Below are 22,014 nucleotides of genomic sequence, written 5' to 3' on the forward strand. Positions count from 1 at the left end.
TACGGTAGAACCTTAATTTTTTACTGCATTAATAACAACATTTAAAGTTTATGGTAATAATTGCTCAAACTCAGCCAGTGAAGGAATAGAAATTGCTCTTTTTAAGAGAGTTTTCAAAACAGATGAATCATTGATATTATTCACCGCATCAATTATAGTTATTGGTACTTCACCAAATCTTGTTTCTAAGACTTCAATGACGCTATCTTGACTACTTTGAATGACTCCTAACTGACGACCCTCTTGCAAACCTTCCTCAATTCCTTCTTGTTTAGCTAATCTTTCAATACTGGTTACATAGCGCATTTTTCTAGCCTCCTCATAACTTTTAATTTCTGTTTTAAAACTAATTGCCAATTCTTCAGGTAAGACCATTATCCAATCAATAAACCGGAATAATTGTCTAATATCTTGCCGACTCAAACCACTTTCTAAGAGCATTCTGACTAAACTTAGTTTCCATTGTAGTCTATCTTCAGGACTGCGTTTAGTCGCTTTGCTCTTTAAATGTGCCATCACAACGATAGCAAAAGGGTTTTTACTTGTCTCTAGACTTAACCAAGATGGTTCATAATCTAATAATTTAGCAATAGGAAACTCTAGGCTAACTCTACACCCTCCTAATTGATAATTATAACTAGATGGTCGCCAATTTGGGTCTTCATCGGCTAAAACAGCCAAACTAATTACGCACTTTTTATGACGGTCAAACAAGCGGTAATTATATGTATACATCCGTTCTGTAAATTTGCTGTCGTATTGTCCTTGTACTTCCAGATGAACTAATACCCAAGCTTCTTCCCCATTCAATAACCAAACTTTAGCAACTTTATCAACCAATCGTTTACCGATTTCTGCATCTGGTTCTAGTTGATGTAGTTCTTTATCTAAAAATTGATAGGGACGATTCCAATCTATTTCGGCATAAGCTAAGGGAAAAAAGAACTCTAAAAAACTAGGAAAATATAGTTCAATTATTTCTTTCCAAGGACTATCATAATCGGTAGATTGTTCAGTCATAAACTAAAACAGAAAGTATCTTTGTGCCATGGGTAAAACTGTGGCAGGTTCACAGGTTAATAATTCACCATCTGCGCGAACTTCGTAGGTTTCGGGATCTACTTCCATCAGAGGTAAAGCATCATTTAATTTCATATCTTGTTTAGTTAATTGCCGAGTTCCGGAAACAGCAACTGCTAATTTTTTTAACCCTAATTGTTGAGGAATTTCTCTTTCTAAACTTGCTTGAGAAACAAAAGTTAATGATGTGGCATTTCTCGCACCGGCAAAACTGCCAAACATCGGACGCATATATACAGGTTGGGGTGTAGGAATACTAGCATTAGCATCACCCATTTGTGACCAAGCAATCATGCCACCTTTAATCACAATTTCCGGTTTCACACCAAAAAATGCAGGTTTCCACAAACACAAATCCGCGATTTTTCCCGGTTCTACAGATCCCACATATTCAGCAATACCATGAGTAATAGCTGGATTAATGGTATATTTAGCAACGTATCTTTTAGCCCGAATATTGTCTGCTAAACTATCTCCTGCAAGACTTCCGCGTTGTACCTTCATTTTATGGGCTGTTTGCCAAGTTCTAATTATTACTTCACCTACTCGCCCCATCGCTTGGGAATCGGAAGCAATCATACTAAACGCGCCTAAATCGTGCAGAATATCTTCAGCAGCGATAGTTTCCCTACGAATACGAGACTCAGCAAAAGATACATCTTCAGGAATACTTGCATCTAAATGATGACATACCATTAACATATCTAAGTGTTCATCTAGGGTGTTGACAGTGTAAGGACGGGTGGGGTTGGTGGAAGATGGTAAAACGTTGCTTTGTCCGCAAACTTTGATAATATCAGGTGCGTGTCCTCCTCCTGCCCCTTCTGTGTGGTAGGTATGAATAGCCCGATGTTTAAAAGCAGCAATAGTATCTTCGACAAAGCCGGCTTCATTTAAAGTATCAGTGTGAATTGCTACTTGCACATCATATTCATCAGCAACGGTCAAACAAGTATCAATTGTGGCAGGATTAGTTCCCCAGTCTTCATGGAGTTTTAATCCCATAGCGCCCGCTTGGATTTGTTCTATCAGTCCTTGAGGTTTACTGCTGTTACCTTTACCTAAAAATCCCAGATTGACGGGAAAAGCATCAGCAGCTTCCAGCATTCGGTACATATTCCAAGGTCCAGGGGTACAAGTTGTGGCATTTGTTCCCGTAGCTGGTCCTGTTCCTCCACCAATCATGGTAGTAATACCAGAAGCAATAGCTACCTCAATTTGTTGGGGACAGATAAAATGGATGTGGGTATCTATTCCCCCCGCAGTGAGAATCATTCCTTCACCGGCTAATGCTTCTGTTCCCGGTCCAATAATGATATCTATATTGTCTTGAATATAGGGATTTCCGGCTTTACCAATTTTGTAAATTTTGCCGTCTTTAATGCCAATATCTGCTTTGACAATTCCCCACCAATCGAGGATTAAAGCATTAGTGATAACTAAATCTACAGCACCATCATGATTAGAAATAGGAGATTGTCCCATACCATCTCTGATGACTTTACCACCACCAAATTTAACTTCATCACCGTAGGTTGTGAAGTCTCTTTCTACTTCTATAAATAATTCGGTATCTGCTAATCTAATTCTATCTCCTACTGTTGGTCCGTAGGTTTCAGCGTAGGCGCGGCGGTTCATTTTGTAGGGCATATTTTATCCTTTTTGTATCATGCTTCAGGGGCGGAGAAAAGTTTAGATGTTTCCGTCAATTTTGTTATTAAATCCATAGATTTGGCGGCTACCAACTAGGGGAATTAATGTGATTTCTTTTTCGTCTCCCGGTTCAAATCTGACTGCTGTACCTGCGGGAATATCTAATCTCATTCCTCGCGCTTTTTCTCTGTCAAAATGTAAGGCTGTGTTAACTTCATAAAAGTGAAAGTGTGAGCCTATTTGAATGGGTCTATCTCCCGTATTTGCTATTATTAATTTAGTCGTGGGACGACCTGCATTTAGTTCAATTTCTCCTGCTGGGGTGATAATTTCTCCGGGGATCATAATCTCATTTCTCCTCAGTTACAAATTTTCTAAGAATTGGACAAATGGTTTAAATGCTTGTGGACATAGTTCGGCTATTTCTTGATATCTTGCATTTGCTAATATGATTGGTGCATCTACAGATTCTTTATAGCTTTTACCATATTTTTTGAATATTTCCTCTACTATTCTTTTAGGTGGGATATCATGATTTTGATTTTCCACTGGTATTGTCCATGTTTTTGGTAGTTCAGGTTGAGTAACATCAATTCTACTGGATAGTTGACTTTCTGCTGCTAAAATTAATGATTCTAAATCATGTTTAAAACAGAAAACCTTAAATCTTTCTTGGAGTCTATGATCATTAATGCCTTTGCTTTGTAAAGTTTTCTGGAAATTCTGTAAAATTCCCTGTTCTAATTCTAGTAGTGTTTCATGAAGAAATCCTTTATTTTTAGGATATAGATCAGGTATGACTACTACAATAGCATTGGGAATATTACTAATAATATTTACTGCTTTAATAGGAATTTTAGTCAGTAAATCTTTTTTAGCATCACCTCCTCGATCATTATTTTTGCCTTTGGTGGGAATAAATTCAATTTTAATACCTTGTTGTAATTTTAACTCAATTAATGGTCTTAATAATGCTTCCATTGCTAATTTATCAGATGGACCCTCTACATAAATTTCTACTTTTTCAACTTTCATGGAAGTCTCTCCAACTCATCACTACGGTGTAATTGTTCTATTTCATCTACACCAAAATCATTAAGCATATCAATTAAAATTGGCGAATTTCCAGGCTTAATAAATTTTGCTTCTCCATTTTCTTTTCTAAGTACAGCAATTTGCGAAATATCAAACTGTGTCAGAAAATAAGATGAGTGAGTTGCTAATAAAATTTGAGTGCGTTCAGAGGCTTTTTCAAATAAAGCAGCAAGTACGGGAAGGGTGCGAGGGTGTACACCTTGATCTGGTTCATCAATACAAATTAAAGATGGTGGATTTGGGTGTACACATAAACAAATCCAACAAATTAAACGCAAAATTCCCTCTGATAAATCAGCAAGACTTAACTCATCGTCAACACCTGATTCTTGCCAAAAAGCGATCACTTCTCCTGGTCCACCACGTGCTTTTACTGTTAAACTTTTAAAACCAGGAATTACAGAACGTAAATGTTGTTGTAATTCATCAAATGCTGGACGGTGTTCAGTCATTAAGCAAAAAAGAACTGAACTTAAATTACCTGCATTTTCATGTAGAATTGGTTGCTGTTCAATGGGAACTGATTGACGAATTTTCTGATTTGCTATGTTGAAAGAACTATAAAATCTCCAATCACAAATATACTCACGTAAGTCATATAAAGCTTCTAATGATGGATTTGTCATTGTGCTTAAAGCAAGCTGATTAGACCTTTTTAATGCTATTTCTTGCTGGGTAATTTTTTTTGCATCCGGGTTTTGAACTACTCCTTTATTACCTCGAATATCCATATATATGTATGGATTTTTGTATTTATCACCAAATGGTTTAGATGATTCTACTCTTTCATAGAAAACTTGAGTTCGACCAACCGGACCCATAAGTTCACCTAAATATCTAATACCAATTGGACGACCAGTATCAATTTCTATATTCCATTCAAATTTAGCTGGTCCTGGAATATGAAAAATCTGCTGACCAACCGAACCAGAGACAATTTCTGGAGGGATATCATAATAAAGACTATCTCGTAAAAATTTGAGAAATTCAAATAAACTTGATTTCCCAGCACCATTAGCACCAACAATAATTTCTAGTGGTTCTAACTGTGCTGCAAAATTTCTAAAAGGACGATAGCCTTGAATATTAACTGATTTTAATCTCATATTGTTTTTCCTAGATTTGTACCTTCTCTTACGTTAATCATTTCTAACGAATGGGATTATGTACAGTTACTAACTTTGTGCCATCAGGAAAAGTTGCTTCTACTTGGACATCATGAATCATTTCTGGTACACCTTCCATGACATCATCACGAGTTAATAAAGTCGTGCCATAACTCATTAATTCTGCCACCGTTTGTCCATCCCTTGCACCTTCCAAAATAGCAGCAGAAATAAAAGCAACGGCTTCGGGATAATTCAATTTTAAACCTCTATTTTTACGTCTTTCTGCGACTAAAGCAGCAGTAAAAATTAATAATTTATCTTTTTCTTGGGGTGTAAGCTGCACGGCGTTCTCCTTTAAATCTGCCAGACTCTAGGTATACAATTACCACGATTTAGACAAGATACTCGTAACATTTGCCAAATATTTGTAAACCAACCTCTCACTTCAGATGTAGAATTACCACGATATCGGCACGAAAATCCATGTTGTAAACGAGTTACCCCAGCATCAGAGTTTTGAATAATTAAAGAACGTGCTTGGTTGATAATTTCCTGTGATAGAGGAAAACCAACACAAACAAAACTACCCACAACGGAGTTTCCTGCTAAACCGTGGGGATTATAAAATACTTCTTCCTTGCCGGGTATAATTTGTCTATCAATCCATAATGGGGTATTATTTTGCCATATTTCTGTATGCGATCGCATTTCTCCCTCTAAAAACTTTTCTCCCCTAGCACTTCTACCAAATCTTATAATTTCCCAGCCTAAATAACTCGCACCTGGAGCTAATTCTATTCGCAAATCTTGACGATAAATTGCCCCGTTAAATAAAATTGTTTCTTGGGGTAAATATTCTAAACAAGCATCAGCATCAACTTGGATATTTACAGTTTGTTTTGCTAGTAGGCTATTACTACGATATATTTTACTAGCTGCTGCGGTGGTAATTAAAGCTTGAGAATGGGGTTGGAGGTGAATATTAGTAGATAGGCGATCGCCTCCCACAACACCCCCAGCCGTGTGTAAAATCACGCTATGGCAAATTTCTTGTCCTTCTGGATAAAAGGGGCGCTGTAGCTTAAAGGGGGCTTGATGGTGGTTATAAATTAACTGAGTCGAATCTTGGCGATTAGCATAGACTAAATTAAGTTTACCATGCCAACCTTGCTTTGTTTCTGGTTTGTGCGTCATTTATATATATTTCTTTTGCCAAAATCACATAATCATCTAAAGTATAGCTTGACTCATATTTTTGTTGGAAATACTTTTCAAGCATCGGAATCACAGCGATCGCTGTTAAAGTTAGAATAATAGTAATTGTTAAAGTTTGGACACTTAACCCAAACAGAAGCAGTAACACTCTCACCGTACTAATAGCAGTCTAATTCATCCATCCTCCCCATTCCCTGTTACCTGTTCCCTGATAACGATAGAATCAGATTAGATTATTTACTATTAAGCCATCAAGAACCATGCCCTCTGATATTGCTGTCGAGAAGAAAAAGTTAAAAAATCCACCTTTGCAACTTCACTACTTAGGCGATCGCGTTTTGCGTCAACCGGCAAAGCGTGTGACTAAAATAGATGACGAACTCCGCCAATTAGTACGGGAAATGCTGCAAACTATGTATAGCTCAGATGGCATTGGTTTGGCTGCTCCCCAAGTTGGTATTAATAAACAACTGATAGTTATTGACTGTAAACCAGATGAACCCGATCATCCCCCATTGGTACTAATTAACCCTGTGATCAAACAGGTTAGCGCTAAACTCTGTGTGGCTCAGGAAGGGTGTTTGAGTATTCCCAAGGTATTCCTAGATGTAAAACGTCCAGAAGTGGTAACAATCGCCTATAAAGACGAGTATGGCCGCCCCCAAACATTAAAAGCTGATGATTTACTGGGTCGTTGTATTCTCCACGAAATGGATCATCTCAATGGTGTGGTATTTGTAGATCGTGTAGAAAATTCCTTGACTTTAGCCCAGGAGCTATCTAAAAATGGCTTCTCGTATCAAGCAGTCAAACCAGTAGCATAGGGTGGTCTAGTAGTGTATTTAACTCCAAAAAGCGGTATATTTTTAGGTGGTGCTTGTATAGCGGCGATCGCCGCAGTCGGTTCAATTTTTGAACTTAGCTACGGGGAACCAGATTTTGGTGTCCAAACCACTGCCATTATCCTAGCTTTGAGCATTCCTCTCACCGGATTATTTTTTATTGCCGCAGTGAGGGACGCACGGGCTAATATGAAATAAGCATCAGGTATATGAAAAAGGTAAGAGGATGAACGAGGAATCCACACTTCACCCTTTTACCTTTTATTTTTTACTAAGTAATTGATAATTGAGACGGAGATTATACAGCATATTTCATTCAAATGAGGTACAACCATAATCAAATTTTTGTGGTGCGGGCATACTATGGCTAACGCCACGCTACGCGAACGACAAGCTTAGTACAAGTCTTGCCCGCAAAATGTGTACCTCATACCTTCGCAAACTGCTGTAAATCATCAAAATCCAACTTAAACCAGAAAAGAACTGATACATTCCTATATAGAGTCATGTTACCTGCTCCTCAAATACTTCGACTTTCCCAAGGACATCTAAACTTACTGGCAACTTGTCCGCGTAAATTCCAGCATAGCTATTTAGAACAACTGAATACACCCCCAGATCCTAAACACGAAAAATATCAAATTTTAGGTAGTCGGTTTCACTTGTTAATGCAGCAGCGAGAAATGGGTTTAGCCATTGATAATTTACTCAAAGCAGATTCTCAACTGCAAAATTGGATGACTGATTTTAGCAAAATTGCCCCCGAAATATTTACACCTGATATTGATGATCTAACTTTTAGAGAAAGTGAACATTATCGAACTTTGCAAATAGGAGATTATCTAATTACTGTCATTTATGATTTATTAATTGCTGATCAAAATAAAGCCCAAATTCTCGATTGGAAAACCTATCCCCAACCACCAAAACGGGAAAATTTAGCCCAAAATTGGCAAACACGGCTATATATGTATGTTCTAGGCGAAACTAGTCAATACTTATTAGAAAATATTTCCATGACTTATTGGTTTGTGCAATCAAAAGAGCAAGCAAAAAATATTAAATTTAGTTATGATCAAGAACAACATCAAAAAACATCACAGGACTTAAATCAACTATTAAATAATCTCACCCAATGGATCAAAGATTATCAACACCAGATACCATTACCCCAAATTACAGCATCTCAGAAAATATGTGAACCTTGTCAATATGCTGTCCGGTGTCAGCGTCAAAACATCACAGAAGTACAAGAAGATATTAACCAACAATTTCCTAACTTAGAAAATATCGCCGAAGTATCACTTTGAACTAATGAATAAGATAGAATATATTGTCTCAGAGGATGTTTGAAAAGTGGAATGGATTTTAACAGCAACAGAAAAACCGCCAAATTGGTTTATCGAATTAGTACAACAATATGCAACCGCAGCAGGTGGTAATTTTGCGGCTCAATTATTTTGGCAAAGAGGAATTAAAGAACCGGAAAAATTAGCAGCTTTTATTAATTATCAAACCTATCAACCTGCGGATGCCTTTGCATTTGGAGAGGAAATAAATTTAGCTGTAGAAAGGTTAATAAAAACTGGGAAAACAGGAGAAAAAATTGCCATTTGGGGAGACTTTGATGCAGATGGTATTACCTCGACTGCTGTATTATGGGATGGTTTGGGAGAATTTTTTCCCCAACATCGTCAGTTAAGTTATTATATTCCGAATCGGTTAACAGAATCTCACGGTTTAAATAAACCAGGAATTGATAATTTAGCCGCCGAAGGTTGTAAATTAATTGTTACTTGTGATACTGGCAGTACAAATATTACAGAAATAATTTATGCCCAAAGTTTAGGGATAGATATTATTGTTACTGACCATCATACATTACCACCAGAACGTCCTCCAGTAGTCGCCATAATTAACCCGCGTTATTTACCAAAGGAACATCCTTTATATCATCTTTCTGGTGTCGCGGTTGCTTATAAATTAGTAGAAGCATTATATATAAGTTTGCCAGATATTCCCGAACATCCATTAACAAATTTATTAGATTTAGTAGCAGTAGGATTAATTGCCGATTTGGTACAGTTAAGTGGTGATTGTCGGTATTTGGCGCAATTAGGAATTCAACAATTACATACAGATTTTAAAAAATTACCAACAGCGAGAAGAAGGCCAGGTGTGGGTAAATTATTAGAATTATGCCAGAAAAGTGGCGATCGCCCCACAGATATTTCCTTTGGTTTGGGACCTCGAATTAACGCTGTAAGTCGTATTCATGGTGATGCTAGTTTCTGTGTGGAATTATTAACCAGTAGAGATATGCAACGTTGTCAACAACTTGCAGAAGAAACAGAATTAGCTAATTCTCGTCGTAAGTCTTTACAAAAAGATGTGCAAAACCAAGTTAATAAAAAACTCAGTCAATTAGACTTATCAACTACTAGCGTTATTGTTTTAGAAGATCCACAATGGGCGGTTGGTGTTTTGGGTCTGGTTGCTGGACAAATCGCCCAGGAAACAGGGCGACCAACAATTTTGTTAAGTACAGAAGTCAAGGAAAATGGGACGGATTATAGCCCATCTCTAGCGCGAGGTTCAGCACGTTCTATTAATTCCGTTGATTTATATCAATTAGTTCAAGAACAAGCCCATTTATTACATCGTTTTGGCGGACATCCCTTTGCAGCGGGGTTGAGTTTATTAGTAGAAAATATCCCTTTATTCACAGCCGCAATTAATCAAAAATTACGTCAATCTTTAGGAGGAGTTAATCTCACTCCTACGGTACAAGCTGATTTAGTAGTTACGGTTGCAGATTTAGGCAAAGATTTATTTTTAGAACTTAAACTTTTAGAACCCTGTGGGATGGGAAATCCTATTCCCAAATTATTAATTAAAAATTGTTGGTTTGAAAATACTTGGCATCGTAAACCAGAAGATTTAAAAGGTAAGCAAATTCAATATATTAAAACTGACTTTGATATCCGTGATGATTCTACAGAAAATCCTTTTCCGGGGATTTGGTGGGGACATTATAAAGAAGAATTACCTTTAGGTAGATGTGATTGTATTGCCGAAATTGACTTTAATAGTTTTAAAAAACGTTATGAAATTAGATTAATTGCTGTTCGTCCTAATGTAGAATTTGAACTCGAAACTCACAATTCTGCTGTGATTTTAGATTGGCGAAATGAGCAATCCATAACAGAAATTACAGATAAAAAATCATTATTAATCATGAAAAATTGTCCTACTAATTGGGATGATTTACAGTTTTGGTACAAAAAAGCTGTTTCCCATCAACAACAATTAGTAATTGCATGGAAACAACCTCAACAACAACCTATTAGCAATATTTGGTTAACTTTAGTAGGAATTGCTAAATATCTCAGTCGCACCCATAAACCTGTTACCCGTGTACAACTTTTAGAAAAACTTGGTATTAGTGATCAAAGTCTATATTTAGGATTCCAAGGATTAAAATGTTTAGGTTTTATTATTCAACGGCAAGAGAATAATTTACAAATAATATGGGATTCTACTTATGATCAAAAAACGGCTGATCATAGCATTAATCAATTTTTAGCTGCCGTCAGGGAAGAACAATTTCAAAGAGATTATTTTTTTCATGTACCTTTATCTATGATTGTTTCTATGATGAGAAAATAATCTCAATAGACATCTGCTCAAAAAAGTAGAGACGTTCCTCCGGAACGTCTCTACACGGGTTTCAAACAACGCACATTGAATTCTCAACCCTCAAGCTTTCTACAGAACTAGTTCCACCATCTTGGCATGGGAAGGTTTACCTTTGCCATTGACATAAAACAGCATATAGTAACCAGGAGGATGGAGATGTTTATCTGTGGGGGTAGTAAAAGAAATGCTCGCCATCCTTGCACCAGAATTATTACTGATATTTTGGTTAAACTTGAGATCCGCTAAACGCTGGTCAAAATTTAGACCATGAGTAGCCGATCCTAATCTAATTAAAACCAGGGATGCCTTATCAGTGGGATTTGTCACCCCCATACTTCCCTCCGCACCATAGGTAATTTTGCTAGGTGCTTGGGCAATTTCTGGCCGTGGGCCATCTATAAATAGATAGGGGGGATTAAATATTTCTGGTTGCCAGGTTTCCGCAGATAAATAATTTTGTCCTTGTTCTGCTATTTCCACACCACCAGGTTTGATATCCAAACGCAGTTGTTGAGATACATTCACAGGGGGCTTAATTGCGCCCTTGCGGTCATCCCAACCGGCATAAGCACCCTGCCCACCAATTACTAAAACTCGTCCATCTGGTAATAGTAGAGCATTATTATGATAAAGTCTGGGTTCTGTGCCTGGATTCATCCACTCAGTTTTATAACCTTGACTGGCTTGGGGATCAGGTGTCATTAATAGAGGACGATGGACAGGGAGATGGAACACATAGTTACCCCCACCCACAACTAAGATTTGTTTGCTAGGTAGAATAACAGCATTCAAAGTAACACGACGACTAGAGGGACTAGAACCAAGAAACTTTTCGTTTAGTTCCCATTTACCTATATTTCCAGAAACAGGACTATACCACCGTTCTAATTCTGCCGTAGTTCTTTCTCCTGGAACTGGTGTATCGGGTCCTAAAGTGGGATCATTTGAACCCTCCAAACCACCCATCAGCAAAATGTCCCCGGGAGAATTAGGATCGGGAACACTGGTAGTGTAGTATTTAGACCATCCCTCACGTTTGGGTCCAGGATCAAATTTAACTGATAACCCATTTTCCGAATCATTTATAGACAGGAAATAAGTATTATGGGTTTTGCGGGGAGGTAGTTCCCTTGTCCCACCTGAGTCACCTGTAATTAAGAAACGACCATCTTTAGTGGGGTAGGTATGGGGATAGAGATCAATAAAATCAGATTGACCGTCTTCTTTGAGGGTTTTATAGGGACTATTGGGTAAATTCTTAATATCTATGGATTTCCAAGCATCTTTGGCTGGTTTATTAGGATCGTAAACTTCAAATTTGGTAGATACGGCCAGTTCCTTGAAGCCGATTCCTGAGAAAACGGCAATTTTACCATTATCTAAAGGTAGTAAACCAGGATACCAATGACCATCAGCCATTTCTCCCGCTAATTCCCATTTATTTTCTCTCCAGTTATAACGGTTAGCTACTTTTGTACCTAGAGGTGTGGGTGCAGGGTAGGGAAACCAAGAACCACTGATAAAGAGAACGTCACCGTCAGGTAAGTGAATATTACCGCCACAAAAAGGATCATTAACTTGATCTTCGTTACTACCTTTATATTTAACGGGTGAAGGAGGTGATTTAATTTTGGTATAGGGGTTGGCGTTATAGTCAATAACACTGGTGGGTTTACCAGCAACAAACTTGAAGATTTCTTTAACGGGGTTTTCAGTGTAGTTAATGCTGCTAATGGGGTTGCCTTGAGCATCAAGGATAGGATAGGGATCAGAAAGGCTAGGATCAAATAAGGAAGTATTGTCAAATAACCAGGATTTTCTAGTGTCTTTACCTTTAATTTTACTACTACAAACAAAGTTAGGACAAGCTAAGTAGGAACGGGCATCACCACCATTAACAATTAGCACTTTGCCATTAGGTAATAATGCGGCGTGCAGTCCTGCCACGCGCTCATTAATATTTTTGGGCATAGGTGGGGTATACCAAGCACCCATTGTGTTCGCGGATCCTTCCACAGCACGTAATGGAGGAGTGGGAATTTCGGCGGCAAAAGCCTGATCCCAGCCGCAGATTGTAACTGCAACTGCGATGATAAAAGCCAGAAAAATCCCCAATATTTTATCAGAATTACTCTTGAGAATCATAGTCAAAAGTCAGGTTGATAATTATTAGTTTGATCTAAACTTGTCAATGATACAAGTTATATTTAGAAAACTCAACAATTTCTATAGGATGCTAGACCAAATAAATTTAGTAGAGATGTACCAGAGGAACGTCTCTACAGTGAAAAATAAAGTCCATTTTCATCCATAAATCTTATCAAATTAATCTTCACTAATTTTTATCTCACATTCCGCATAAGCGGAGAATAAAAAAATAATTATCTCCAAAAACATTGTTTGGTAAGGGTTTTCAGGATTTTAGTTCAAAGGAACTATAAAATGTTTATTAGGAATTTATCTCATTTATTGAGAATATTTTTGGAGTAAAGTTTGTACAACCCTGAATCTTTCGTGATAATTATTCAGAATTGGATTTTATCTGCGGAATGTGGGTTTTATGTCAATAGATTTTGGATTAATTCTACCCTGAAAGGCCGGGACTTGTACCGAAAATTCCCAATCCAAAACCTAATATCTGAAATTTTTCTGTTAAAATATCATCAAAATTATATATAGTAGTTAGTAAATACTCTGTAAAAAAGTTAAGAGAAAGTTAAATGCAAAAATTGATTCCCTTAGCCATAATCTCGGCTCTATTTTTACCTCTTGGTAATGTCAATGTCTATGCTAGTCAAAAAATAGAAGTACAAGAAGCAGGAGTTAAAGGCTATTCTCAAAAGAGATTCAATGCCAGAAAATTTGCTGATGGCTATTTAAAATTCTTAACTGATAAGAATTTAGAAACAGCTAGTGATTATTATGCAGAAGATATCAGTTTTAGAGATATGGCAACAGGCGCGTCTTTTCAAGGAATCCAGGAAGTAAAGAAATTTTTGCAGGAACAGTTTACAGCTATTCCTGATTTAAAATTCAAAACTTTAGATGTCATAGGACAAAAATCAGAAAAAATCGCTGTTCAGTGGTTAATGACTGGTACTGATCAAGGCAAACCATTCGAGATTGAAGGAGTTTCGGTAATGGAATTAAAGCAAGGTAAGATTGCCAAGATCACCGACTACTACAAGTAGAGCCAAGGAGCAGAGGGACAGGGGAGAAAACTCTCTCCCCTCTTGTCCGTCAACAGTCAACCGTCACCTATTTCCCTAAAGTTTTAGGGGGTACTACTTCTAACAGTCCATATCTGGCTGGACCGCTGACACCCTTGGAATTTTTCACCAATATGGAACGATTACCTAAAGGTGCATTTTTAGCAATGGTGAGGGTGAGAATGAATAGTTGGTAATTCTTTTCGTCACGAAAACCAGTTTTTTGGACTGTGACACCGGGTCCACCAACAAATTCAATCGAGGTGTCTTTATCGCAATGTTTAGTTTTGAGTGCCACATCCTTTACTGTTGATCCTTGCTCAATTCGCATATTCAAATTAGAACGCTCACCCACTTTTAGGAGTTTCCGTTCTCGTAATACTTCCGGATAGGGAATAGTTGCAGTTTCTGCACAGCTATAGATTTTAGGAGTTTTTTCCTGGGGTATACCTTCGCCAATTACATCTACCTGCATGGTTTCAGCAATTTGAGCACCATAGTTAATGGGGAAGCCAGCAATGGTCATATCACCCACTGTAAAGCCTAACTCTGGGGGTACTTCATAGACAGCATGAAGAATTAAATCCGACTCTTCCCCTGGTTTACGTTTACGGCCGCGCAGAACTTTCCAGAAGTCTGAAGGCTTAACATTTGAGGGGGCATTGGCAGGAAGTTCATAGGTTTGGAAATTGGGTTCTTGGATATAGATCCCTACAGGGTTCATGAGAGAAACGCGCACACCTAGACGCACCAAATCGTTAACTCTTGCCCCAATAAAAGGATCACTATTCCGGTTAGGAGTACCATGCAGACCGCAGTTTAGCAGTTGACTGGCATCAGTCATGGGATTACCCTGTTCATCTTTCCGTATGATTGTGGACTGGCCACCTAAAAACATTGCCCCTTGCAGGGAGTTAAATTCACCAATCAGATGGGCAATGCCATTTTTAGTTGTATTATTCCATTTATTCAATTCGTTATAGGCAGGTCTGCCGGTTTGGGGATCAATAATCGGCTGGCCATTTTTGTCCCGTAGATATAAATCCTCTAACTTGACTTGTTTGCTCACCAGTTGTTGATAGAGGCGTAATACAGCTTTTGGTTCTACATTCCATAAAGCATACCAATACTCTCTAGTTTCGCTGGTGAAAGAAACTTTGGTAATTTTGCCTTGGGCATTGCGGGTTATACTCCATTCGCAATACTCATCTTGCCAGCCTCTTGGTCCTTTGGGTTCATAGGTGGGATCGGGAACGCCATTATCAGCATATTCCCAATGTTTGCGTCTACCCACCTCTGGAAAGGCATATTTGATCCGGTTGGGATAGACTAACCAAGTGATGGGAACTACTGCTGCTCCGGCTGGGACTTTGGTTGTCCGAGGATTATAATAATCGGTGAGGGTGGGTTGATTGGTAAAATTCCAAGGTTCATTTTGAATCAGTCGCTCAGTTAAGCGATTCATGTCTTCATTCCACCGCGCTCTTAATAGCTGTTTTTGTCTTGCCTCACTTGGGAGCAAGTCGTTCTGAAAGCCGGGTGTATCAAATACAAAGGGAGTCTTTTGGGCATAAACTGCATTGCTTTCATTGAATGGTAGTTGATGCCACGCCCAAGCAGCAAATGCTCCTCCAGCAGCTTGAAAGAGATGACGGCGCGTGAATTTTGCCATTTTAATCAGACCTCGATTTAAATCTTTGATATCTGGTTGTCCTGTAGAGATATTGGATAGAACATCTCTACAGATTGATTTGCTAATGAGTTTAAATTGCCAACTTCATCAACATGGTTCGGGAGTTTGGGCTAGGTCACTTTCTGGGAACAGTGCTCTAGACTCGAAAAACTTACAGAAGCGGGGTTCCTTAGCAAAACTCATCTGTTGTTTGACACTCCAGCGCATCAGATAATCTAACCGTTGGCTGGGTTCAAGATTAGCAATGGAGTTCACGTGGGTTTGTAAGCGTTGAGTTGTGATCTGCTTCCATTCCTGATCGGGTAACTCCCAGTTATAAAGAAACTGTTCTTCTGCGGAGCAATTATCAAAATTACCAGCAGCACAGGCTTTTGCGCCGGTTTGCTTAATTTTGTCCACAAAGTCCCCAGGTACACTACTGACACCATTGGTAATTGTGCCTGTAGTTATTTGTTGGGCATATTTATCCAGACTGGTGCGTTTTTCGGAGAATAAGGGGTTTTTGAAGTCCACCATCAAGATAGAAGCGACAAATTTATTTGTCAGAATCTTCGACTGCATCAGTTTTTGTGTCATGTAAATGTCTTCTGCCGGCACTTGAGGCACAAAGAAGGCAAAATAGGTAGAACCTGGATATTCAAAAGCTTTTTCGCTACCACGGAAAAATTCTTTTGTTCCTACCAATTTGAAGTTATGTTCTTTCAAGTAGGCATCATATTCTTTCCGAGGCAGTTTGACAGACAGAGTTTTGTAGTCTAAGCCCAAGGTTGTCTGCAAAAGGGTATCTGCTAAAAATGTATCGTTGGGAGGTACACCGGTAATATCTAGGTTAGGTGGGCTGGTATTAATTCCTTCGCTCTGAACATCACTTGATTTAAGGTTAACGGTAGTATTAGTAGTGACGTGACGCAACATTTTATCTACGTCACGGATCTGAGTGACACCATTTTGATTGGTGGTACGTTTTTTTAACCAGTTGGTGTAATATTCCTGGAAGTTTCCTCTAATAATTGGTTCAAATACGTCTGCGCCCCGCCGTTGTATGAAGTATCCTTCAGTTACAATGTTTTTGGGTAATTGAGTGGATGCAGTAATAGCTCGTTGAGAATGCCAATTATTCCAAGGTAGTTCAATCTCTCTCATAACGGGTGTACCGTTATGATGACAGGAAAAACAACCATGTCCCATTGCTGGTGTTCCCTGTGCCATGGAAGCATTACCTACATAAGCCCAAACGAAGGGAAAATCTTTTTTGGCGTAAAATTCAGGTACTTGGGGGCGGAGGAGGTAGTAGTTGTATTCGTTGCTTTTTTCATCAAAGGATATTACCTCGGTCATGGACTTCTTACTGGTTGCACCCAGTTTAGACATCATGATTTTGCTTTCGTTTTCGTTATTTCCCCAGGTGAATAGATAACGCAGACCACGAATATTATCTCTAGATGATACGGCGGCGGGAATTTGCACCCCTTCGCCGACGATGTAGGTGGTAGGTTTATAGCCTAGTTTATCTCCTATTTTCTTATCCAGATCTGCTACTGTATTTGGATAAATGCCTTTACGAAGTATTTTTGTGGCAAAAGGATCATTTAGCTGTTCGAGTTCTGACTGACTCAAGGGGACAAGACATTTATCTATGCCCTCAATAAAGCGATACATTTTACCTGCTGGTGCGGGTGGGCAGGTGATGTCATTTCCGGTGGGGGCGCTGTTGACCTTGTTGGCGGCGAACAGATTCCCAGCTATGACTGAAAGCATGGTCAAAAAAACTATTGCACTGATCTTGGCAATACTCGATCTGATAAATTTCCTTAATTTTCTCAGCACGTTATTTTCCTAGTGTTTATATGGAACTTGTTGCTTTTTTTCATGCTCGGTATACATTCAGTAATTATATTAAACCCAGATGTTCAAAAAAAATAGGGTATAAAATAAAAAGTAATAAAGAGGGAACAGGGAATGGTGAATAGGGAAAAATTACAGAGATTTTTATTTAATTTTTCTTAGGTACTTATCCTGATGGAGTGACGAAATCATTTTAACCAACTATGCAGGAAGGGTTTTGAACATTCGCGCTATGAAAAAATAAACATCATATTGTGGCCTTATTGATTCCATTGTCAATAACCAAAACCCACAAGTCTGATTTTTGTGTTGGGATAGGTTCTCAACTTATTTTGAACTTTTCAATACCGATCCATTCACAAGCCTTATTTGATAGGGTTTTTAGGCAAATTTGCCACCTTTTTCGGTACTGATCTTGACACTCCCCTCAGCTAAAGCCGAGGGGAGTGTCAATGACAAGGTGTAAGATGTTAGATAATTAAGCTGACTTACTTAACAACTTACCAATTACGCGATTTTCTGGGGTAAATGTTGCTGTTGCTACCCGTTGAATATCTTCAGGTGTGACGGCGGCAATTTTATCTAGTTGCTGAAATAAATTGCGCCAAGACCCGGTTTTGACTTCATATTCTAATAATTGTTGTGCCATGCCCATATTAGAATCAAGGGTGCGTAATAAACCTGCTCTGGCTTGGGTTTTGATTCTCTCTAATTCCATTGGAGATACAGGTTCGGTTTTCAATTTATCAATTTCTTGTCTGAGAGCGATCGCTACTTGATCTACTGTTTTTCCTGGAGATGTAAGAGCATAAAAGAACATTAAATTAGGATATTTATCCCCTGGAAAACCGCTATAACCTTGAGCATTTAGGGCTAAACGTTGTGTTTCGACTAAGGACTTAAACAGTCTTGATGTTCTCCCATCACTCAATAAACTACCGATAATTTCATAAACTGCATTGTCGGGATGGGTAATAGCAGGACGATGATAACCTTCTAAATACCAGGGTTGGGTAGGTAGTTCTAAGGTAACTTCTCTGGTGGCGGTTTGCTTGGGTTCTACTGGTAAGTTTTGTTGGGGTTTGGGTTTAGCTTGATAACGTCCAAAGTAAGTTTGTGCCAGTTTTTTGACTTCTCTGGGGTTGACATCACCAACAATGGCAATGGTTAAATTACTCGGAGCATAATAAGCATCAAAAAATTGCTTAACATTTTCTGGTGTTAAGTTACGAATATCCTCGTCATAACCAATTACAGGTCGTCGGTAAGGATGAACTTTGAAAGCAGCATCTATGAATTTTTCCACCATCATACCGATAGGGGAATTTTCCACCCGCAAGCGTCTTTCCTCCAAAATTACATCTCTTTCTTTATAGAATTCCCGAAATACAGGATCTAAAAATCGATCTGATTCTAAAGACATCCATAATTCTAATTTATTCGAGGGAAAGCTGTAGAAATAGCGGGTAGCTTCGGAGGAAGTATTAGCATTTAAACCCACTCCTCCAGCTTGTTCGACTATTTGCCCCATTTCGTTTTGTTTCACTAATTTCAGGGCTTGGGCTTCTACTGTTTTAAATTCCGTTTCTAATTTGGCTATTTCATCTGTTTTACCGCTTTTTTTAGCACTTCTAATTTGCTTATCTAACTTTTCTAACTTGTCTAAAAGTGGTGCTTCAGCTTTATAGTTTGTAGTACCTATCCGCCTTGTCCCTTTAAATGCTAAATGTTCAAGAAAGTGGGCTATTCCTGTTTGTCCATCTGGTTCATCTATGCCACCAACATCAGCATAGGTGAGAAAGGAAACGACTGGGGCTTGATGTCTTTCTAAAACAATGAATTTTAGTCCATTATCGAGGCGAAATTCTGTTAGTTGATTAATTACTTGTTGTAGGTAAGGCTGAATTGATGTGGGGGATTTTTGCAGGGCTATAGCTATTTCTGGCATCCATCCCCAAGTAAATAGGAGTAATGCTAAAGTTGTGGCTAATAAACGACGAATGGGGAAAATATCTAAAATTGTCTGGAACATAAGCAAAAGTTAAAGTAAATTTACATTACTTGAAAAATAGAGTCATTAATACAAAGAGAGTTAACCTTGTATTAAGCTTTCTGTGATTTTTGCATCTGATGTTGCACAATAGGGCTACAAATAATGTTTTGGAGATATCAAAATAACTACTATGCGAGTTTTTCATTCTCCTCCACCATCGGAAGCACAAACGCGCACAAAGATTTTGCAAGCAGCACAACGATTGTTTGCAGCCCAAGGATTTGAGGGAACTACAACCCGTGATTTAGCACAGTCAGCAGGTATTGCTGAGGGTACGCTATTTCGTCATTTTGCCAATAAAAAAGCAATTTTGGTGGAAGTGGCCACTAATGGGTGGGTGGATATTCTCACGGATTTACTGACGGAATTGAGTGAAATGGGTAGCTATAAGGCGATCGCCCAAGTTATGCGTCGTCGGATGTGGAATTTGCAAAAAAACGCCGATATTATGCGCGTTTGCTTTATGGAAGTGCAATTTCATCCAGATTTGCGCGATCGCATTCAAACAGAAGTTATTGATAAAATGACCGATGTGGCTGAGGCATTTTTCCAAACGGCCATGGATAAAGGCATCTATCGTCAGATGGATGCCAAGCTTGTAGCTAAGGTATTTTTAGGTTTATTTGCGATCGCTGGTTTCTCTGATAATACCCTCATAGAACCTAACGCCTCTCCCCAAGAAATGCAAAAAATGGCGGAAGGTTTAGCGGATATATTTCTTAACGGTGTTTTAGCTAAGGAATAGGTGACGGTTAACAGTTAACCGTTAACCGTTAACCGTTAACAATTACCCATTGCTTGCGCTTGATGACTCCACTGCTGTACTAACTCCACTGCTGGACATAAATCACGGCTATGCAATGTTGCTACTTGCAAACGCATAACTTGCCTGTGTAATCTGTGAGTAGGAGTTTGGGCTAATTGGGCTATGGAAATAACACCAGCGTGAAGCAATACACCGCAATATTGAGTCCCTACACTGGGAACACGGGCTAAACCTGCTAAAACAACCCATTTATTCACAGAGTGAAGAGTTACTTCCAATTTACCTGCTAATACTATTCTTTCTTCTGGAGTTTTTCCTCTTTTAATCAGTTCTTCTGTAGTATTGATGCCGCAATTTTGCAGTTGGGCTTGTTCTTCTGGACTTAATCCTGGTAAATCTTGAATAGGCCAGTCGGATGTTTGCAGGAAATTTCTATTATTTGCACGGTTAATGGTCATTTTTTCAGTTTTGAGTATGGGTTAATTTATCGAAAATTCAGGATTGACTGGGATTCTACTTACTGAATTTTAAGATTTTTATCAAATCGCCATCCTTCTTCAGGAGGGTGTTATTGATATTATGACCTATGAAAAATTAAAATCTCAATTCATTTATTCCCCAAGTTTCTTGATTAAAGGAGGTTCACAGTCAATAATGCCCGATAAGTGTCATTTTAAATCTAAAAATTTAATTACAAATATTAACCTAATACTTATATTTATTACGAAAATATTCGATTCATTACACAATATTAATCGGACTTCTATCAATTTTTAAACTAAAACAGGCAGGATAAAGGGATACTAGAGAATAATTAAAAAAATATGAAAATTCTTCAAGCTGATGGCAGCTATACCTTTCGTTCTTATTTCGAGCTATCTAAGTGATACCGATGAAATTTTAGCTGAGTTTGATTACAAACTTGTTAAAAAACGATGACAACTACCACAAAATACTCGTCAGCTATCGGAACTTACAGAACTAAAACAGAACCTTGAAAACTTACTCCCCTATGTACCATTAACTAGCGAAACAGCAAAACCTGAAATTTTGGTTGCTCCTGTGCTGAGTCGCATTGCCATGGTTTGTCAAAAAATACTACGGATTGAGTATCCTGTAAAAGTTAACAATCTATTGCAAGGCAATCTTGATTACTTAATTCGCTCCATTCATAGTCTCATTGTCGTCCAAGCTAAACGCGATGATTTGACCCGTGGTTTTACTCAGTTAGCAGTGGAAGCGATCGCATTATCTATGGTGCAGTAACAATTGGTAATGTCTAGATATTGGGAATTGTAAAGGGGAGGGAACTGGATTTTTATTCTTTCCCCCCTTGTAAAGGCTACGGTGTACACACAAGTCCTATCTGTCTTCGTTTTGTGCTTATACGCTAAATCCCTACGACTAATTCATCAGTATCAGGATTTTAGTGAATTGGTGTAAGTTGAGAATGTTCTCACAAATATTAGCTAAACAAAATGACTGCTGTTAACTTGACTACTTGGATTCTTGGACCCTTTTTGGGACTAATGACGTTTTTATTTATTTTCCGCATTGTTTTGACTTGGTATCCCCAATTCGATCTCAATCGCTTGCCTTTTAATCTCATTGCTTGGCCAACTGAACCGTTTTTAATCCCCTTGCGAAAGATAATACAACCCATTGGTGGTGTAGATATTACTCCTATTATCTTAGTAGCGATTTTTAGCTTTATTAGGGAAATTTTACTAGGTCAGCAAGGGTTACTGACCATGT

General features: G+C 38.3%; 21 protein-coding genes. 8 read left to right on the forward strand and 13 right to left on the reverse strand.

What is annotated here, in order from left to right; all coding sequences use genetic code 11:
- Window positions 1-48: 48 nt before the first annotated feature.
- Genes CUN59_RS02655 through CUN59_RS02690 form a run of 8 tightly spaced genes read right to left on the reverse strand, consistent with a single transcriptional unit; the run spans window position 49 to window position 6,300 of the window.
- Window positions 49-1,020, reverse strand: a complete 972-nt coding sequence (locus tag CUN59_RS02655; RefSeq protein WP_104386379.1) for an RpnC/YadD family protein — start codon at window positions 1,018-1,020, stop codon at window positions 49-51.
- Between the two features lie 3 nt (window positions 1,021-1,023).
- Window positions 1,024-2,730: an urease subunit alpha gene (ureC, locus tag CUN59_RS02660; protein ID WP_104386380.1), complete on the reverse strand. Its 1,707-nt coding sequence runs from the start codon at window positions 2,728-2,730 to the stop codon at window positions 1,024-1,026.
- Window positions 2,731-2,772: 42 nt separating this feature from the next.
- Window positions 2,773-3,078 (reverse strand): urease subunit beta, encoded by a 306-nt coding sequence (locus CUN59_RS02665; RefSeq protein WP_104386381.1) that lies wholly within the window; start codon window positions 3,076-3,078, stop codon window positions 2,773-2,775.
- 18 nt (window positions 3,079-3,096) lie between these two features.
- Entirely contained in the window at window positions 3,097-3,768 is a 672-nt protein-coding gene (locus CUN59_RS02670; protein WP_104386382.1) for a DUF4276 family protein, read from the reverse strand.
- Window positions 3,765-4,934 carry an AAA family ATPase gene (locus CUN59_RS02675; protein ID WP_104386383.1) on the reverse strand — a complete coding sequence of 390 codons (1,170 nt, stop codon included), beginning with the start codon at window positions 4,932-4,934 and terminating at the stop codon, window positions 3,765-3,767. The genes CUN59_RS02670 and CUN59_RS02675 overlap by 4 nt, the downstream gene beginning before the upstream one ends.
- Before the next feature lie 43 nt (window positions 4,935-4,977).
- A complete protein-coding gene (gene ureA / locus CUN59_RS02680; protein ID WP_104386384.1) occupies window positions 4,978-5,280 on the reverse strand; it encodes an urease subunit gamma in 303 nt (100 codons plus the stop codon).
- Between the two features lie 11 nt (window positions 5,281-5,291).
- Window positions 5,292-6,131, reverse strand: a complete 840-nt coding sequence (locus CUN59_RS02685) for an urease accessory protein UreD (RefSeq protein WP_104386385.1) — start codon at window positions 6,129-6,131, stop codon at window positions 5,292-5,294.
- Window positions 6,091-6,300 (reverse strand): hypothetical protein, encoded by a 210-nt coding sequence (locus CUN59_RS02690; protein WP_133163989.1) that lies wholly within the window; start codon window positions 6,298-6,300, stop codon window positions 6,091-6,093. The genes CUN59_RS02685 and CUN59_RS02690 overlap by 41 nt, the downstream gene beginning before the upstream one ends.
- A 112-nt stretch (window positions 6,301-6,412) precedes the next feature.
- On the opposite strand from CUN59_RS02690, the gene def reads away from it, so the two are divergent.
- The 4 genes from def (at window position 6,413) to recJ (ending at window position 10,663) form a co-directional block, all read left to right on the forward strand.
- Entirely contained in the window at window positions 6,413-6,976 is a 564-nt protein-coding gene (gene def / locus CUN59_RS02695; protein WP_104386387.1) for a peptide deformylase, read from the forward strand.
- A 12-nt stretch (window positions 6,977-6,988) separates the two neighbouring features.
- A complete protein-coding gene (locus tag CUN59_RS02700; protein WP_104386388.1) occupies window positions 6,989-7,192 on the forward strand; it encodes a hypothetical protein in 204 nt (67 codons plus the stop codon).
- A gap of 308 nt (window positions 7,193-7,500) precedes the next feature.
- A complete protein-coding gene (locus CUN59_RS02705) occupies window positions 7,501-8,304 on the forward strand; it encodes a PD-(D/E)XK nuclease family protein (RefSeq protein WP_104386389.1) in 804 nt (267 codons plus the stop codon).
- A gap of 46 nt (window positions 8,305-8,350) precedes the next feature.
- Window positions 8,351-10,663 carry a single-stranded-DNA-specific exonuclease RecJ gene (recJ, locus tag CUN59_RS02710; RefSeq protein WP_104386390.1) on the forward strand — a complete coding sequence of 771 codons (2,313 nt, stop codon included), beginning with the start codon at window positions 8,351-8,353 and terminating at the stop codon, window positions 10,661-10,663.
- Window positions 10,664-10,762: 99 nt separating this feature from the next.
- Here recJ and CUN59_RS02715 read toward each other — a convergent pair whose 3' ends face one another.
- Window positions 10,763-12,838, reverse strand: coding sequence for a galactose oxidase early set domain-containing protein (locus tag CUN59_RS02715; protein WP_104386391.1), 2,076 nt, complete (start codon window positions 12,836-12,838; stop codon window positions 10,763-10,765).
- A gap of 575 nt (window positions 12,839-13,413) precedes the next feature.
- On the opposite strand from CUN59_RS02715, the gene CUN59_RS02720 reads away from it, so the two are divergent.
- On the forward strand, window positions 13,414-13,884 hold the full coding sequence (locus CUN59_RS02720; RefSeq protein ID WP_104386392.1) for a nuclear transport factor 2 family protein: 471 nt from the start codon (window positions 13,414-13,416) through the stop codon (window positions 13,882-13,884).
- A 67-nt stretch (window positions 13,885-13,951) separates the two neighbouring features.
- Here CUN59_RS02720 and CUN59_RS02725 read toward each other — a convergent pair whose 3' ends face one another.
- The 3 genes from CUN59_RS02725 to CUN59_RS02735 all read right to left on the reverse strand — a co-directional run bounded on the left by CUN59_RS02725 (window position 13,952) and on the right by CUN59_RS02735 (window position 19,472).
- Complete coding sequence (locus CUN59_RS02725; RefSeq protein WP_104386393.1) at window positions 13,952-15,574, reverse strand: DUF8225 domain-containing protein; 1,623 nt, start codon at window positions 15,572-15,574, stop codon at window positions 13,952-13,954.
- Between the two features lie 108 nt (window positions 15,575-15,682).
- Window positions 15,683-17,359 (reverse strand): hypothetical protein, encoded by a 1,677-nt coding sequence (locus CUN59_RS02730; RefSeq protein WP_133163990.1) that lies wholly within the window; start codon window positions 17,357-17,359, stop codon window positions 15,683-15,685.
- Window positions 17,360-17,918: 559 nt separating this feature from the next.
- On the reverse strand, window positions 17,919-19,472 hold the full coding sequence (locus tag CUN59_RS02735) for a M16 family metallopeptidase (protein ID WP_104386395.1): 1,554 nt from the start codon (window positions 19,470-19,472) through the stop codon (window positions 17,919-17,921).
- A gap of 151 nt (window positions 19,473-19,623) precedes the next feature.
- On the opposite strand from CUN59_RS02735, the gene CUN59_RS02740 reads away from it, so the two are divergent.
- The gene (locus tag CUN59_RS02740; protein WP_104386396.1) at window positions 19,624-20,238 is read left to right on the forward strand and encodes a TetR/AcrR family transcriptional regulator; all 615 of its coding nucleotides are present in this window, start codon (window positions 19,624-19,626) and stop codon (window positions 20,236-20,238) included.
- Window positions 20,239-20,273: 35 nt separating this feature from the next.
- Here the strand turns inward: CUN59_RS02740 and CUN59_RS02745 are convergent, their stop codons facing one another.
- Window positions 20,274-20,717, reverse strand: coding sequence for a DUF4332 domain-containing protein (locus tag CUN59_RS02745; RefSeq protein ID WP_104386397.1), 444 nt, complete (start codon window positions 20,715-20,717; stop codon window positions 20,274-20,276).
- Between the two features lie 604 nt (window positions 20,718-21,321).
- Here CUN59_RS02745 and CUN59_RS02750 point away from each other — a divergent pair.
- A complete protein-coding gene (locus CUN59_RS02750) occupies window positions 21,322-21,525 on the forward strand; it encodes a hypothetical protein (RefSeq protein ID WP_207765355.1) in 204 nt (67 codons plus the stop codon).
- Window positions 21,526-21,737: 212 nt separating this feature from the next.
- On the forward strand, window positions 21,738-22,014 hold a 277-nt coding region (locus CUN59_RS02755; protein ID WP_104386399.1), incomplete at its 3' end, for a YggT family protein.

Origin of the sequence: Cuspidothrix issatschenkoi CHARLIE-1, from assembly GCF_002934005.1 — a bacterium.
In the GTDB taxonomy this organism is placed as follows: domain Bacteria; phylum Cyanobacteriota; class Cyanobacteriia; order Cyanobacteriales; family Nostocaceae; genus Cuspidothrix; species Cuspidothrix issatschenkoi.